At 34.5% G+C, this 13,403-nt stretch carries 13 protein-coding genes and 1 pseudogene; 12 read left to right on the top strand and 2 right to left on the bottom strand.

Annotated features, from left to right (window positions below):
* The first annotated feature begins 265 nt into the window (after positions 1–265).
* From nuoE to BMX60_RS09950, 10 genes and pseudogenes are all read left to right on the top strand, one after another.
* Complete coding sequence (gene nuoE / locus BMX60_RS09995) at positions 266–787, top strand: NADH-quinone oxidoreductase subunit NuoE (protein ID WP_242945760.1); 522 nt, start codon at positions 266–268, stop codon at positions 785–787.
* A complete protein-coding gene (locus tag BMX60_RS09990; RefSeq protein WP_091351327.1) occupies positions 784–1,113 on the top strand; it encodes a (2Fe-2S) ferredoxin domain-containing protein in 330 nt (109 codons plus the stop codon). Before nuoE ends, BMX60_RS09990 begins: the two co-directional genes overlap by 4 nt.
* A gap of 14 nt (positions 1,114–1,127) precedes the next feature.
* A pseudogene (gene nuoF / locus BMX60_RS09985) lies at positions 1,128–2,744 on the top strand (NADH-quinone oxidoreductase subunit NuoF); the annotation flags it as partial.
* Between the two features lie 54 nt (positions 2,745–2,798).
* Positions 2,799–4,544, top strand: coding sequence for an NADH-dependent [FeFe] hydrogenase, group A6 (locus BMX60_RS09980; protein ID WP_091351325.1), 1,746 nt, complete (start codon positions 2,799–2,801; stop codon positions 4,542–4,544).
* A 105-nt stretch (positions 4,545–4,649) separates the two neighbouring features.
* Positions 4,650–5,195 carry an RNA 2',3'-cyclic phosphodiesterase gene (gene thpR, locus BMX60_RS09975; RefSeq protein ID WP_091351324.1) on the top strand — a complete coding sequence of 182 codons (546 nt, stop codon included), beginning with the start codon at positions 4,650–4,652 and terminating at the stop codon, positions 5,193–5,195.
* A 79-nt stretch (positions 5,196–5,274) separates the two neighbouring features.
* Positions 5,275–5,682, top strand: a complete 408-nt coding sequence (locus BMX60_RS09970; RefSeq protein WP_091351323.1) for a hypothetical protein — start codon at positions 5,275–5,277, stop codon at positions 5,680–5,682.
* 97 nt (positions 5,683–5,779) lie between these two features.
* Positions 5,780–7,633: an LTA synthase family protein gene (locus BMX60_RS09965; protein WP_177159774.1), complete on the top strand. Its 1,854-nt coding sequence runs from the start codon at positions 5,780–5,782 to the stop codon at positions 7,631–7,633.
* Between the two features lie 6 nt (positions 7,634–7,639).
* Positions 7,640–8,437, top strand: a complete 798-nt coding sequence (locus BMX60_RS09960) for a histidinol-phosphatase HisJ family protein (protein WP_091351321.1) — start codon at positions 7,640–7,642, stop codon at positions 8,435–8,437.
* 30 nt (positions 8,438–8,467) lie between these two features.
* The gene (locus BMX60_RS09955; RefSeq protein ID WP_091351320.1) at positions 8,468–9,253 is read left to right on the top strand and encodes a DUF368 domain-containing protein; all 786 of its coding nucleotides are present in this window, start codon (positions 8,468–8,470) and stop codon (positions 9,251–9,253) included.
* Between the two features lie 20 nt (positions 9,254–9,273).
* The gene (locus tag BMX60_RS09950) at positions 9,274–10,005 is read left to right on the top strand and encodes a SagB/ThcOx family dehydrogenase (RefSeq protein ID WP_341423332.1); all 732 of its coding nucleotides are present in this window, start codon (positions 9,274–9,276) and stop codon (positions 10,003–10,005) included.
* Between the two features lie 10 nt (positions 10,006–10,015).
* Here BMX60_RS09950 and BMX60_RS09945 read toward each other — a convergent pair whose 3' ends face one another.
* The gene (locus tag BMX60_RS09945; protein WP_091351319.1) at positions 10,016–10,441 is read right to left on the bottom strand and encodes a threonine/serine exporter family protein; all 426 of its coding nucleotides are present in this window, start codon (positions 10,439–10,441) and stop codon (positions 10,016–10,018) included.
* Positions 10,442–10,452: 11 nt separating this feature from the next.
* Complete coding sequence (locus tag BMX60_RS09940; protein ID WP_091351318.1) at positions 10,453–11,226, bottom strand: threonine/serine exporter family protein; 774 nt, start codon at positions 11,224–11,226, stop codon at positions 10,453–10,455.
* Positions 11,227–11,332: 106 nt separating this feature from the next.
* Here BMX60_RS09940 and BMX60_RS09935 point away from each other — a divergent pair, with 106 nt between their 5' ends.
* Together BMX60_RS09935 and BMX60_RS09930 are read left to right on the top strand one after the other, a co-directional pair.
* Positions 11,333–11,911, top strand: a complete 579-nt coding sequence (locus BMX60_RS09935) for a LysM peptidoglycan-binding domain-containing protein (protein ID WP_091351317.1) — start codon at positions 11,333–11,335, stop codon at positions 11,909–11,911.
* Positions 11,912–11,973: 62 nt separating this feature from the next.
* The gene (locus BMX60_RS09930) at positions 11,974–13,128 is read left to right on the top strand and encodes a THUMP domain-containing class I SAM-dependent RNA methyltransferase (RefSeq protein WP_091351316.1); all 1,155 of its coding nucleotides are present in this window, start codon (positions 11,974–11,976) and stop codon (positions 13,126–13,128) included.
* Positions 13,129–13,403: the final 275 nt, after the last annotated feature.

Below are 13,403 nucleotides of genomic sequence, written 5' to 3'. Positions count from 1 at the left end.
GACGTTCCGAAAGCTCTATTGAGCCATGGACGGCGAATTAGAGCGGTACCCTTCTTCCTTTTAGATAGAAGCCTTAAATCTCGACGCAAAACTTTGTAGAATGTTTAATTACTACAGCCTTTTAAAAAATGACTTTGTCTAAAAACTGAAGGGCACCTGATAAAAGGTGCCCTTTTAGGTTAAAATAAGTTGCATATACTTAACAACTAAAAGCAATACTAATAGATAGTTTAGGATATTTTATACCAGAAAGGGGATAGGGAAAGTGGAAAAAACAGTTTTACAGCCTAAAAATAACTTAGAAAGGGAACTTCCTAAGGAAAAGTTTCAAGAGTTGGAAGAATATATCGATAGTTTAGAAGAAAGGGAAGGGGCATTGATATCGGTATTACATAAAGCCCAGGAACTTTTCGGTTACTTGCCTAGGGATGTTCAACTCTTTGTAGCCAGAAAATTAGGTGTTCCGGGAGCGAAGGTATACGGAGTAGTAAGTTTTTATAATTACTTCAATGATAAACCGCCAGGGGAAGTAATAATTAATATTTGTACTGGAACAGCCTGTTTTGTTAAAGGGGCAGATAAAATTATGGCTGACTTTGAAGAAAAGTTAGGAATTAAGGCAGGACAAACTACTGAAGATGGAAAGTTTACTTTAAATGCAGTGAGGTGTGTAGGGGCCTGTGGATTGGCACCAGTAGTAATTGTTGGAGAAAAGGTTTACGGAAGGGTGAAGGTTGAAGAACTTGATCAAATACTAGCAAAACATGAAAGGAAAGATGTTCAGTGAAATCTTTAAAAGAGTTGCGGGAGCTAAAGGAAAAGGCTTTAGAAAACTTAAAATTGCGGAATGCTCCTGAAGGGGCAAAGGTTAGAATCCATGTAGGTATGGGTACCTGTGGTATAGCATCAGGGGCAAGGGATGTATTTTTAGGGATTTTAGACGAAATTAATAAAAAAAAGTTAGATGGAGTTAGCTTAATTCAAGTTGGTTGTTTAGGAAATTGTTATGAAGAACCTATAGTAAAGGTTATATATCCAGATAAAGAACCAGAGATTTATACAAAAGTAAATGTAGAAAAAGGAAAAGAAATAGTTAATAATCTTAAATTGTAGTTGGAGGTGATCTGATGAACAAAGGGAGAATGCATTTATTGGTTTGTGGTGGTACAGGTTGTGAGTCTCAAGAAAGTAGTAAATTAGCCAACTTTTTAGAAGTTATTATAGATAAAAAAGGTTATAAAGAAGAGGTGCAGGTAGTAAAAACCGGTTGTTTTGGTTTCTGTGAAAAAGGTCCTATTGTTAAAGTATTACCAGACAATGTCTTCTATGTAGAAGTCTCCCCCAAAGATGCCAAAACTATTGTAGAAGAACATGTAATAAAAGGTAGAATTGTCCAAAGGTTGTTATTTAAAGAACCAAATAAAGAAGAAAAAATAATGTTTCAGGAAAACATGCCTTTTTATAAAAAACAGATGAGGATAGCTCTAAGAAATTGTGGGTTAATTGATCCGGAAAATATTGAAGAATATATTGCTTTAGATGGTTATGAAGCATTAGGAAAAGTGTTGACAGAGATGACCCCTGAAGAAGTTATCCAAGTTGTAAAGGATAGTGGATTAAGGGGAAGGGGAGGTGGCGGATTCTCAACTGGCCTAAAATGGGAACTTACTTATCGAAATAAAAGCCATCAAAAATATATAGTCTGTAATGCCGATGAAGGGGATCCTGGAGCATTTATGGACCGAAGTATATTAGAAGGGGACCCCCACAGTGTATTGGAAGCTATGGCCATTGCAGGGTATGCTATCGGAGCTAACAAAGGTTATATCTATATTCGGGCGGAATATCCACTGGCTATAGAAAGGTTAAAAATTGCAATTAAACAAGCCAGGGAATATGGCTTATTAGGGAAAAATATTTTTGGAACTGAGTTCTCCTTTGATATCGATATAAAGCTAGGGGCAGGTGCCTTTGTCTGTGGTGAAGAAACAGCATTAATTAACTCAATTGAAGGGGGTAGGGGTGAACCTAACGCAAAACCACCTTTTCCAGCAGAAAGTGGTCTTTACGATAAACCCACTTGTGTCAACAATGTTGAAACCTTTGCTAATATACCGCCAATTATCTTAAGAGGTGCCAATTGGTATTCCAGCATAGGAACGGAGAAAAGTAAAGGAACAAAAGTATTTGCTTTAGCAGGCAAAGTAAATAACGTCGGTTTAGTGGAAGTACCAATGGGGATTACTTTGCGGGAAATCATCTACGATGTTGGAGGAGGTATTAGAGGTAACAAACGGATAAAGGCAGTTCAAACTGGAGGGCCTTCCGGTGGTTGTATACCTGAACAAAACCTAGACATTCCCATAGATTATGAAAGCTTAAATTCCATTGGTTCCATGATGGGCTCTGGGGGAATGATCGTAATGGATGAAGATGATTGTATGGTCAATATCGCCAAATTTTATCTAGAGTTCACCGAAGAAGAGTCCTGTGGAAAATGTACCCCTTGTCGTATAGGGAACAAAAGGCTCCATGAAATACTAAATAAAATTACTGAGGGTAAGGGTACAGAAGAAGATTTAGATAGGTTAGTGGAGCTAGGAGAAATGATAAAAAGTAGTTCACTATGTGGTTTAGGTCAAACTTCTCCCAATCCAGTCCTCAGCACTTTAAAGTTTTTCCGACAAGAATATTTAGAACATGTAAAAAACAAACATTGTCCTGCAGGGGTTTGTCAAGGTTTAACCGGGAATAAAAAAAGCAATGGAAAACATTAGTCTAGTTTAGGTGGTGTAAAAATGGCAGATAAAGTTACAGTTACTATTAATGATAAGAAAGTAACGGTACCAAGAGAATATACGATACTTAACGCTGCAGTGGAGGCAGGGGTAAAAATACCTACCCTATGTCATTTAGATCTTCATGATTTAAAAATGGTAAACAGGACCGCTTCTTGTCGGGTATGTATGGTGGAAGTAGAAGGAAGTCCTAAACTTGCTCCAGCCTGTGCCACTCCAGTAAATGATGGAATGGTAATTAGAACAGATACTTTAAAGGCTATTACAGCAAGGCGATTATCAGTAGAACTTCTATTATCTAATCACCCTACCGATTGTTTGATTTGTCAAAAAAACCTGCAATGTGAATTGCAAGCCTTAGCCCATCAGCTAGGGGTTAGAGAAATACATTATTCAGGGGAAACTACAAGATACCACTTAGATACATCTAGTAAAGCTTTAATAAAAAACCAAGATAAATGTATTTTATGTCGTCGGTGTGAAACAGCATGTAACTTAGTCCAGACCTGTGGTATTTTATCAGCATTAAACAGGGGATTTAAAACAGTGGTAGGACCAGCCTTTAACTTACCGATGGCAGAGACCTCTTGTACTTACTGTGGAGCTTGTGTCGCCGTCTGTCCAACGGCAGCTTTAACGGAAGTAAACCATGTTCCTAAAGTTTGGGAAGCCCTAAGAAATCCTAGAAAGTATGTGGTGGTGCAAACAGCCCCTGCTATTAGGGTTGCAATAGGGGAATTATTTGGAATGAAACCTGGCACAATAGTTACAGGTAAGTTGGCGGCAGGACTACGCCGTTTAGGTTTCAATAAAGTTTTTGATACAGATTTTGGAGCAGATGTCACTATCTTAGAAGAAGCCAGTGAATTATTAGATCGCTTAGAAAATGGCGGTACCCTACCTATGTTAACCAGCTGCTGTCCTGCTTGGGTAAGTTTCATCGAACACCAATTTCCAGAATTAGTAGATATTCCATCAACTTGTAAGTCACCCCATATTATGGTAGGGACAATTATCAAAACCTATTTTGCTGAAAAACACTCTATCGATCCCGATGATATAGTTGTAGTATCGGTAATGCCCTGTATTGCTAAAAAAGCAGAAGCTGCTAGGACCGAGTTAGCAATTGATCATAGAAATAATGTCGATATTGTTATTACAACTAGAGAATTAGCTATGATGTTTAAAGAAGCGGGGATAGATTTTGATAAACTCCCCGATGAAGATTTTGATCATCCCTTGGGAGAAACTACTGGAGCATCGGTAATCTTTGGTACTACTGGTGGGGTAATAGAAGCAGCTATTAGGACTATTCATGAATGGAAAACCGGTAAAAGCTTAGAACAAGTTGAATACAAAGAACTAAGGGGTTTAGAAGGGCTTAGAGAGGCCAAGGTTCAAGTGGATGGTATGGAGCTGAATATAGGGATAGCCCATGGTTTAGGAAATGCTAGAAAATTATTGGAAGAAATTAGAGAAGGAAAATCTAAATACCATGCCATTGAAATAATGGCTTGTCCCGGTGGTTGTATTGGTGGTGGAGGTCAACCATACCACTATGGAAACGATGAAGTAATTAAAGCAAGGCAAAGGGCAATATATGAAGAAGATAAAAATAAAAGGTTGAGAAAATCCCACCTAAATCCAGCGGTACTGAAGATGTATGAAGAATATTTTGGAAAGCCTTATAGTGAAAAAGCCCATAAACTTTTACACACATCTTATACCCCTAAAGAAAGAATATAAATTAAGATACTCACTCTTTTTTAGAGGGTGAGTATCTTTTAGTATGGTGACAGTTAGATATTTATAGGCTATACTAATTGAAAGACTTGAAGAAAGGAGGATTTTATGAGGTTATTTTACGCTGTCCAATTGCCACAAGGGGCCAAAGAATTTTTGGCTAAAATTCAAGGGACTATAAAAAATAACTCTATAAAGGGTAATTTCTCATTTATCGATAATCTCCATTTAACATTGGCTTTTATCGGTGAAGTAGATGAAAGGAGAGAAAAGGTTTTAAGGGAAATATTACATACAAGTTTTGAGGGGGAAAAGGAGTTTTCATTAGTAATAAAGGGTCTAGGGAATTTTAAAAGGGGAAACAAAGATATTGTTTGGGCTGGACTTGAAGAGAGCCAAGAACTTTTAACTTTACAGCAGATTTTGGCCCAAAACTTAACTAAAGAGGGTTTTAGTTTAGATAATAGAGAGTTTAAACCCCACATTACTTTAGGTAGAGAAGTGGTGTTAAAGGAAGGAGCGTTAGATATCCCCTTTTCCCCCTTTAAATTTACTGTAGAAAAAATATCTTTAATGAATAGCTTGCGGGTAAAGGGAAGATTAGTCTACATTCCTATAGAAACAGTTAATCTTATTAAGGGGAAAAAAACTTAAGAAAATTTATGGCTATAACTAAAATTAGTAGTTATTTTTACTAAGGTACCTCCATATTTTATGATATGGAGGTGTTTTTATGGTGAGATATAACAAATTGTTTAAGGTTGTTCACTTTATCCACGCTTTGTTTATCTTAAGTAATGTGATAACAGGTATTATGATGTTAAAAGGAATAAATGTGGTTAAATTTCACATTATAAGCGGTATATTCATTTTTATTATACCTATAATATTGGTACTGATAACAATTAAAGGGAAACTACTTTACTTTACTTTTACTAGGTCTATATCTAACAAGATAAAAAGAAAAGGAGTTAAAGTTACTTCAACGATGTTACTATTACTTGTTAGCCTTTCTGTCTTAACAGGTGTGGCCATGATTTTAGGCTTTAAATTTCTTTTTCCAGTCCACATCATGCTATTTATCTTAATTTTGGCTGTTATTCCTATCCACATCCTTTTTGGAACAAAAGTATTAAAATAAAATATTAAATTTTCATAAACTATAAAGGAAATCCTTCTCTAATATAGAAATAAATAATATTATGGGTGTGGGAAAAAGTTATGGGGAGGTTTTACCTTTGTTAGTTTTAATTATTTCTAGTTTAGCTATATTATTGAAGATTTTAGTTTTACATTTAAATATGAATATAGAGAAGTTTTTTATACTAACAGGTAATAATTTTATTATAGTTTTAGGGATTTTTTCTTTAGTGTATTTATTTAGTAGGAAAAATTTTTTGAGAAAGTTACTGGTTGTTAACTTTTTAATTTCAGTTATTTTTTTTATTGATATGATGTACTATAATCATTTTTATACATTAGTTCCAGCCCATAGTATTTATCAGATAGGACAATTAGGACCGGTTTCGGAAAGTATTTTTCAACTATTAAACCCCTTATATTTTTTATTTTTCTTAGATTTACTCATTATAATTATCTTAAGGAAGAAGGGAGTTTTGAACCAAAATATTGAAAAATTTTTAAGTAAAAGAAAAGTTTTAGTCTTTTTATTAATATTAATGCTTTTAGTAGGTTCCTTTAATTTTTACATTTCAAAGGTAACAGATAATTATTTTACACCTTACAATTTAGGTGTAATAAACTACCATATTTATGACCTTTTAAGTTTTATTGATCGTACTACTATTAACAGGCGTCATGTGGAAGCATTATTTGAACTGATAGAAAATACTAAGATAGAAAAGAATAACTACTTTGGTTTAGCCCAAGGTAAAAATGTTATTGTTATCCAAGCTGAATCAATACAAAATTTTGTTATTAATAAAAAAATTAATGGAGAGTATATTACTCCAGTATTGAATGAATTGATAAAAAATAATTCTTTTTACTTCAGTAATTATTTTGAACAAGTGGCCTGGGGTAATACTTCTGATTGTGAATTTATCTCAAACACCGGATTTTACCCCTCTTCTAGGGTATATAGTTATAAAGCCTACGAAAATAATGACTTTATTACCCTTCCTTCCTCTTTGCAGAGTAGGGGATATAGCACCATTGCCTTTCACGGAAATTACCGCTATTTTTGGAACAGGGAAAATATTTATCCTGCACAGGGTATTGAAAGGTTTATCGGTTTAGAAGATTTTGATGAAGGGGAAACCATAGGCTTAGGTCTTAGTGATGGAGAGCTGTTTAGACAGTCAATAAATTACCTTAAAGAATTACCTCAACCCTTCTATTCTTTTTATATTACAGTGACTTCCCATCATCCCTTTTATTTGCCGGAAGAATACAAAGAATTGGCAATTCCTGAAGAATATCAAGACACAGTTTTAGATTATTACTTACAAACAATCAGATACCTAGACACTCAAATTGGTATGTTTTTAGAACTGTTAAAAGAGGAAGGATTATATGAAAATTCCATTATAGTAATCTACGGTGACCACAAGGGGTTAGATATGAGGGATGAAAAAACCTATGAAGTCCTTACAGAATTTTTGCAAAAACCCTATGATGAAAGGGAAATGTACAATGTTCCACTAATTATCCATTTGCCTGGTGAGGATATTCAAGGGGAAGTTATAACAGTTGGTGGACAAGTAGATTTTTTCCCTACTATGGCAAACCTATTAGGGATTTCCTTAAGGAAAGATAGTTTTTTTGGTCAAGATTTACTAAATACAATCTCTGGTTTTGCTTCTTTAGCACCCCATGTAGCTCCAGGTTCCTTTGTAGATAATGAAAAGATTTTCATAATGGCCAATGATGGTATTTTTGAAAATAGCAGAGCTTGGTATTTAGCTACAGGAGAACCGGTGGATTTGGAAAAATGCCGGGAAGGCTTTGAAAGGGCATTATTAAAAATTGAGCTATCAGAATATATAATGAAAAATAATTTGAATATTGAAGTTCATGAAAAAGGTTGGGAATATTTATTAGAGATATTAGATGATGAAGATGGAGAGTGACGAAGAATGTGGGATTATCATGTACACAGCAGTTTTTCCGATGACTGTCATGTTGAAATGGAAACCATTATTAAAAAAGGTATAACATTAGGAATAAAAGAAATTTGTTTTACTGATCATATTGATTATGAAGCAGCTATTCCCAATGTTATTATTGAATTTGATAATGTCGATTACAGTAAAGAAATTACAAGATTGCAAAAGATATATAAAGATAAAATTTCTATTAAAAAAGGTGTTGAAATGGGATTTCAGCCCCATATCTTAGACAAGTGCAATAAATTTATCTTAGATGGAGATTTTGATTTTATTTTATGTTCCCTTCATACTGTAGAAAATAAAGATGTTTATTTAGGGGATTTACTAAAGGATAATAGTCCTAAAGAAGCTTACCAGAAATACTTCTCCGAACTTTTTTACTGTATCGAAAAGGGAGCTGTTTTTAGTGTATTAGCCCATTTTGACTTATTAAAAAGGCATGTAGACTACCCCTTTGATAGAGTATTTAAAGATAATTTTGATATAATAGAGAGTATCTTTAAAAAAATTATTTATAATGGTAGGGGATTAGAGGTAAATACTTCGGGATTTAGGTATAATTTAAATAGCCCTTTGCCATCTAAGGATTTACTGACTTTCTATAAAGAACTAGGTGGAGAGATTATCACCTTAGGCTCTGACAGCCACGGAGACAATACATTGGGGTATCGTTTTGCTTATACATATGAACTTTTAAAAGATATCGGCTTTAAATACCTAACAACTTTCGATAAAATGCAACCTCACTTTATAAAAATACCATAAGGACTAATACTAGGAGTGACAATCATCGTTATGAAAAAATGGTTTAGTATTTTTTTTAGGGGAATTCCCATTGGTCTATCACTGACACTGCCGGGAGTCAGTGGTGGAACAGTAGCCTTGATCCTTGGTTTGTATGACCGAATCATTTTAGGGATAAAATCTTTAAATATTAGATTTTTGTTCCCTGTTCTTTTAGGTTCCCTTATAGGAATTTGGTTAGGTTCTGGTTTTATAACCTTTTTATTAGAACAGTACCACAACATTACTATCTCCTTTTTATTAGGCCTTGTCCTTTTATCTACAAAAGTTACTTTAGGGGAAGTTAAAACCTTTAATTTACCAGGTATACTAGCTTTACTTATATTCTTTATTTTAGGTTTATTTTTATGGAGTTATTCTGTAGAAGAGGTAAGTGGTAATAGTGTTTCCAATATTCAATTATTCCTAGCAGGGTTCATTAGCAGTGTGGCTATGATTTTACCTGGGATAAGTGGAGCAACTTTATTAATAATTTTAGGCCTTTATGGTGGGGTGTTAGAAGCAGTAAAGGATTTCGAAATTTTAGTATTATTCTTTTACGGCTTAGGGGCATTAGGAGGTTTGTTTTCTTTTTCATGGATCCTTTCTTACTTATTAAATAACCACAGATCTTTAACTATGATGAGTTTAACCGGTTTAATTTTGGCATCGACTAGGGCAGTGATCCCTTTAAAATTTGGGATTTTTGAAATAATGGCTTTTCTTTTAGGAGGATTAACCATTCTCCTATTATCTAATAATAACTTTAAAAAACATGTTAGAAAATTAACTGAATAGAAGAGAAAGGAGTGATCAGCTTGAAGGATATAGGGAAATTATTTATGGAATACACCAAGTATCAGTATTTAGGGGAAAGTGATCAGCAAAAGGGTGAACCTCAACCACCTTTAGAAAAAGAATATTGTGAAGGGGAAGTTATTAAACTGCCTAAAAATTTCCATAAAAAAGAAGTGACTTTAAATGATGTAATTTCCAGCAGGAGAAGTTTAAGGAAATATTCTACTGTACCTTTAACTTTAGAAGAACTAGCTTATTTATTGTGGAATACCCAAGGAGTTATCAGTAAAAATGAAAAAGCTACTTTAAGGACAGTCCCTTCTGCTGGAGCCAGACATCCATTTCATACATATCTTTTAATTAATAATGTGGAAAATATAAAAGGGGGATTGTATCGATATAATGCCATTTCCCATACTTTAGTATCTTTTAAATTACAGGAAGAGATAAAAGAACAAATGGTAGCTGCCTGTTTAGGACAGCCCTTTGTGGGGACATCAGCAGTTACCTTTATTTGGACTGTTGATATTTATAGAACCAGCTATCGCTATGGCGAAAGGGCTTATCGTTATGTTCATTTAGATGCAGGTCATGTTTGCCAAAACCTATATTTAGCAGCTGAAGCTATTGAATGTGGAGCTTGTGCAATAGCAGCATTTAATGATGACCTTACAAATAACTTGTTAGACTTAGATGGTGAAAATGAGTTTGTAATTTATCTAGCAGCTGTAGGTAAAAAAATAAAGGGCTGATTTAGGCCCTTTATTTTTTGCCTCGGATAATTCTAGAAATAGAGGATACAGTGATTAAACCGCTGGCAATGGCACCGGCGACAAATAGTGTCTCACTCCCTACAATTGCTGCTTTAGCAAAATCCTTTTCAATTATAGCTAACATGGTATAATACATTCCTGCTCCCGGTACCAGTGGGACTATCCCGGGGATAAAGAACAATGTAACAATATCCTTCAGTTTAACAGAAAGAATTTCGCCCCAAATAGCTACAATAGCAGCCCCTGCAAAGGCTGCGGTAACAGGGGCTGTACCATTGGAATTTAAAGTGATATAGCCCATCCAACCAAAGGCTCCCCCTAAAGAAGATAAAAGCAAAAACCTTTTAGGTACATTAAACACGACACAATAACCCCACGTAGCTAATAGGGAAAAAATAAAGTTCTCTATTAACAACCTAATCACTCCTAAAAAATATCTATCCAAAATTTTAAAGCGATACCCACTCCAGAAGCTATGGCAATAGCTACTAAAAATGCTTCAGCGGCTCTAGCAGTTCCTGACATTAAATCACCGGAGATACTATCCCTTACTGCATTAGTGATGGCAACACCGGGTACCAATGTCATGATAGAACCGATAATAGTTTTATCGATACTATTTCCCCAACCAAACTCTGAAAAGAGAATAGCCATAACCGCTGCTACAAAACCACCGGCTATATTAGTAAGGAAATAAGAAAAACTGTTTTTTTCAAAGTTCAATACAGTACCTTGAACTGCTAAACTGGTAATAAAGGCTGGTAAAAAGTCAAATTTAGTTCCTCCTAAAAGCATAGAAAAAGAAGCGGCTAATAGGCTGGCAGAAAAAGCTCTGAGTACTCTGTTGTACCCAGGAGCTTTATCTATTTGTCGTAAAATACTCATAGCCTCTTTTAAAGGGATTTCACCTGCTACAATTTTCCGGGAAAAGTTGTTAACTTCCGATACTTTTTGTAAATTTAAGCTTCTATTCTTTATCCGTTTGATAACAGAATAGGGATTTTTATCTTCAGGGTTATCACAAGACAAAAATATACCAGTTGGTGTTACAAAGCTTTCGGTATAGTTAACCCCTAATGCCTTTAAAATATAACACATGGTTTCCTCTACCCTATAAGTTTCTGCACCATTTCTTAGCATTATTTCTCCAGCATAAAGGGCTACAATGATTGCATCTTTAAATGATAATCTTTCTTCCATTTCTATCCTTCCTTTTTCCCTTTAATGGAATATATTATATCAAAATCTCTAAACATTTGTCACCTTTTTTACCCTCTTAAATACAATGAAATAGGGGGTGTTGTCAGTGAAAGGTTTGAAAAAAGCCCAAAAGTCTAATGGAGGAAAAATGCCAGTTCCACAAGGATGCTCAGGGAAATTACACATAATCACAAAAGAAGAAAGTTTATTTATAATAGCTAAGAAATACAAAGTCCCGTTAAATAGGTTAATTGAAATGAATGGTCAAATAAAGGATCCAGATATAATTTATGAAGGACAAATAATTTGTGTACCTACAAGGGAAGATAAAGATAAAAGGAGACAGGAATATACAGAGGTTGTATTAAATAGTACTGGAAAAGTAGCTAATGCTTCAGGAGTAGCTTTTATAAGAAAGACTACCAATGACTTAGTAGTTTTTACAGCTAATTTACCCCATCCTAGGGAGTTATTTCCTAATGGAGAAAGTTATACTGCATATTTATTAGATTCAGCAACTGGAAATTATGATAAATTTAATCTAAAAAAAGTTCAAGATTTTTGGGTAGGGCAGGTTAAAGATAAACCTTTAAGAAAATACGATGGAATTATAATTGCTCCTAACACTGTTTCAGGAAACTTATTGCCCGGTGAACCGGTTGTTTTAGAAGGTATAATATATTAGTATTCAAGGGAAAAATGTGGTAAGATATAGTTAATATATAGTTAGCATAAGGAGTTGATTTTGTGAAGGTTGAACTAATTGCCACAGCAACTTTTGGCTTAGAAGCTTTAGTAGCTAAAGAAGTAAAAGGGTTAGGATACGAAGATGTTAAGGTAGAGGATGGGAAAATTACCTTTAAATCAGATTTATTAGGAATATGTAGAACAAATCTCTGGTTGAGGACAGCTGATAGGGTTAAGTTAAAATTGGGGGAATTTAAAGCTACCACCTTTGAAGAACTATTTCAAGGGGTAAAAGCCCTTCCCTGGAGTGATTGGTTACCTAAAAATGCTTGTTTTCCCGTTGAAGGAAAATCCGTTAAATCTAAACTATTCAGTATTTCTGACTGTCAAGCTATCACAAAAAAAGCTATAGTGGAACATATGAAAGAAAAGTATAAGATGCAATGGTTTACTGAAGACGGACCTATGTATAAAATAGAAGTAGCCCTTTTAAAGGATATAGCTACTTTAACTATAGATACCACCGGTGCCGGTTTGCATAAAAGGGGATACCGGGACTTAGCTTATCAAGCACCCCTCAAAGAAACTTTGGCGGCGGGAATGATAATGTTAACTAATTGGAATTGGGAGCGACCTTTAATAGATCCTTTTTGTGGATCTGGTACTATTCCTATAGAAGCAGCTATGATTGGTAAAAACATAGCCCCGGGGATGAATCGGGAATTTGTATCAGAAACCTGGGGTAATATAGACAAAGCTCTATGGAGGGATGCTAGGAAAGAGACCCATGATTTAGCCCAATACCACCGTAAACTCTCCATAGCAGGTTACGATATCAGTAATAAAGCTATTAAATTGGCAAGACATCATGGGGAAAATGCCTTTTTAGAAGAAGATATCCATTTTCAAGTCCGACCAGTACAAGAACTTAGCTCAGCAAAAAAGTATGGTTACATTGTAACAAATCCCCCTTATGGAGAAAGGTTAAGTGAAAGGAAAGAAGTAGAAAAATTATATAAAGAAATTGGGAAAATTTTTACTGAAAACCTACCTACTTGGTCTTATTATATTTTAACATCCCATAAGGGTTTTGAAACTTTGTTTGGCAAAGAAGCTACAAAGCGAAGGAAATTATACAATGGTAACATTGAAACCCAATATTACCAATATTATGGCCCTAAGCCACCTAAAATGGAACAGACCCCAATTAGTTAGAATGGGGTCTGATTTATTTGTCTATTGTGTCACATTAGGTTATTAATTTTTATTAAAATCAATAAAAATAATTAAATATTTTAACAAAATTATTTATCAGTCAACACAGCTTAAGCTATGTTTACTCTGATTGGGTGTAACCCCACACCCTCTATCCCCTCGGAAAATACATTGGGGAATACTTTTTTCATTATTTGATATGCTCCATTTAAATCTGCATTTATTAAAGTGCCATTATTAGACCTAAATAGACCTCTATGGATTCGTCTTGATTT

Origin of the sequence: Anaerobranca gottschalkii DSM 13577 (assembly GCF_900111575.1) — a bacterium.
GTDB classification, from domain to species: Bacteria; Bacillota; Proteinivoracia; order Proteinivoracales; family Proteinivoracaceae; genus Anaerobranca; species Anaerobranca gottschalkii.
The sequence above is the reverse complement of the archived record's forward strand: the minus strand, read 5'-3'. Positions and strand labels throughout refer to the sequence as shown.

Excerpts from the sequence above, each read along its gene's own strand:
- BMX60_RS09960 (WP_091351321.1), top strand. The coding sequence starts at position 7,640 with ATGTGGGATTATCATGTACACAGCAGTTTTTCCGATGACTGTCATGTT.
- thpR (WP_091351324.1), top strand. The coding sequence starts at position 4,650 with ATGAGGTTATTTTACGCTGTCCAATTGCCACAAGGGGCCAAAGAATTT.
- BMX60_RS09955 (WP_091351320.1), top strand. The coding sequence starts at position 8,468 with ATGAAAAAATGGTTTAGTATTTTTTTTAGGGGAATTCCCATTGGTCTA.
- BMX60_RS09980 (WP_091351325.1), top strand. The coding sequence starts at position 2,799 with ATGGCAGATAAAGTTACAGTTACTATTAATGATAAGAAAGTAACGGTA.
- BMX60_RS09970 (WP_091351323.1), top strand. The coding sequence starts at position 5,275 with ATGGTGAGATATAACAAATTGTTTAAGGTTGTTCACTTTATCCACGCT.
- BMX60_RS09940 (WP_091351318.1), bottom strand. The coding sequence starts at position 11,226 with ATGGAAGAAAGATTATCATTTAAAGATGCAATCATTGTAGCCCTTTAT.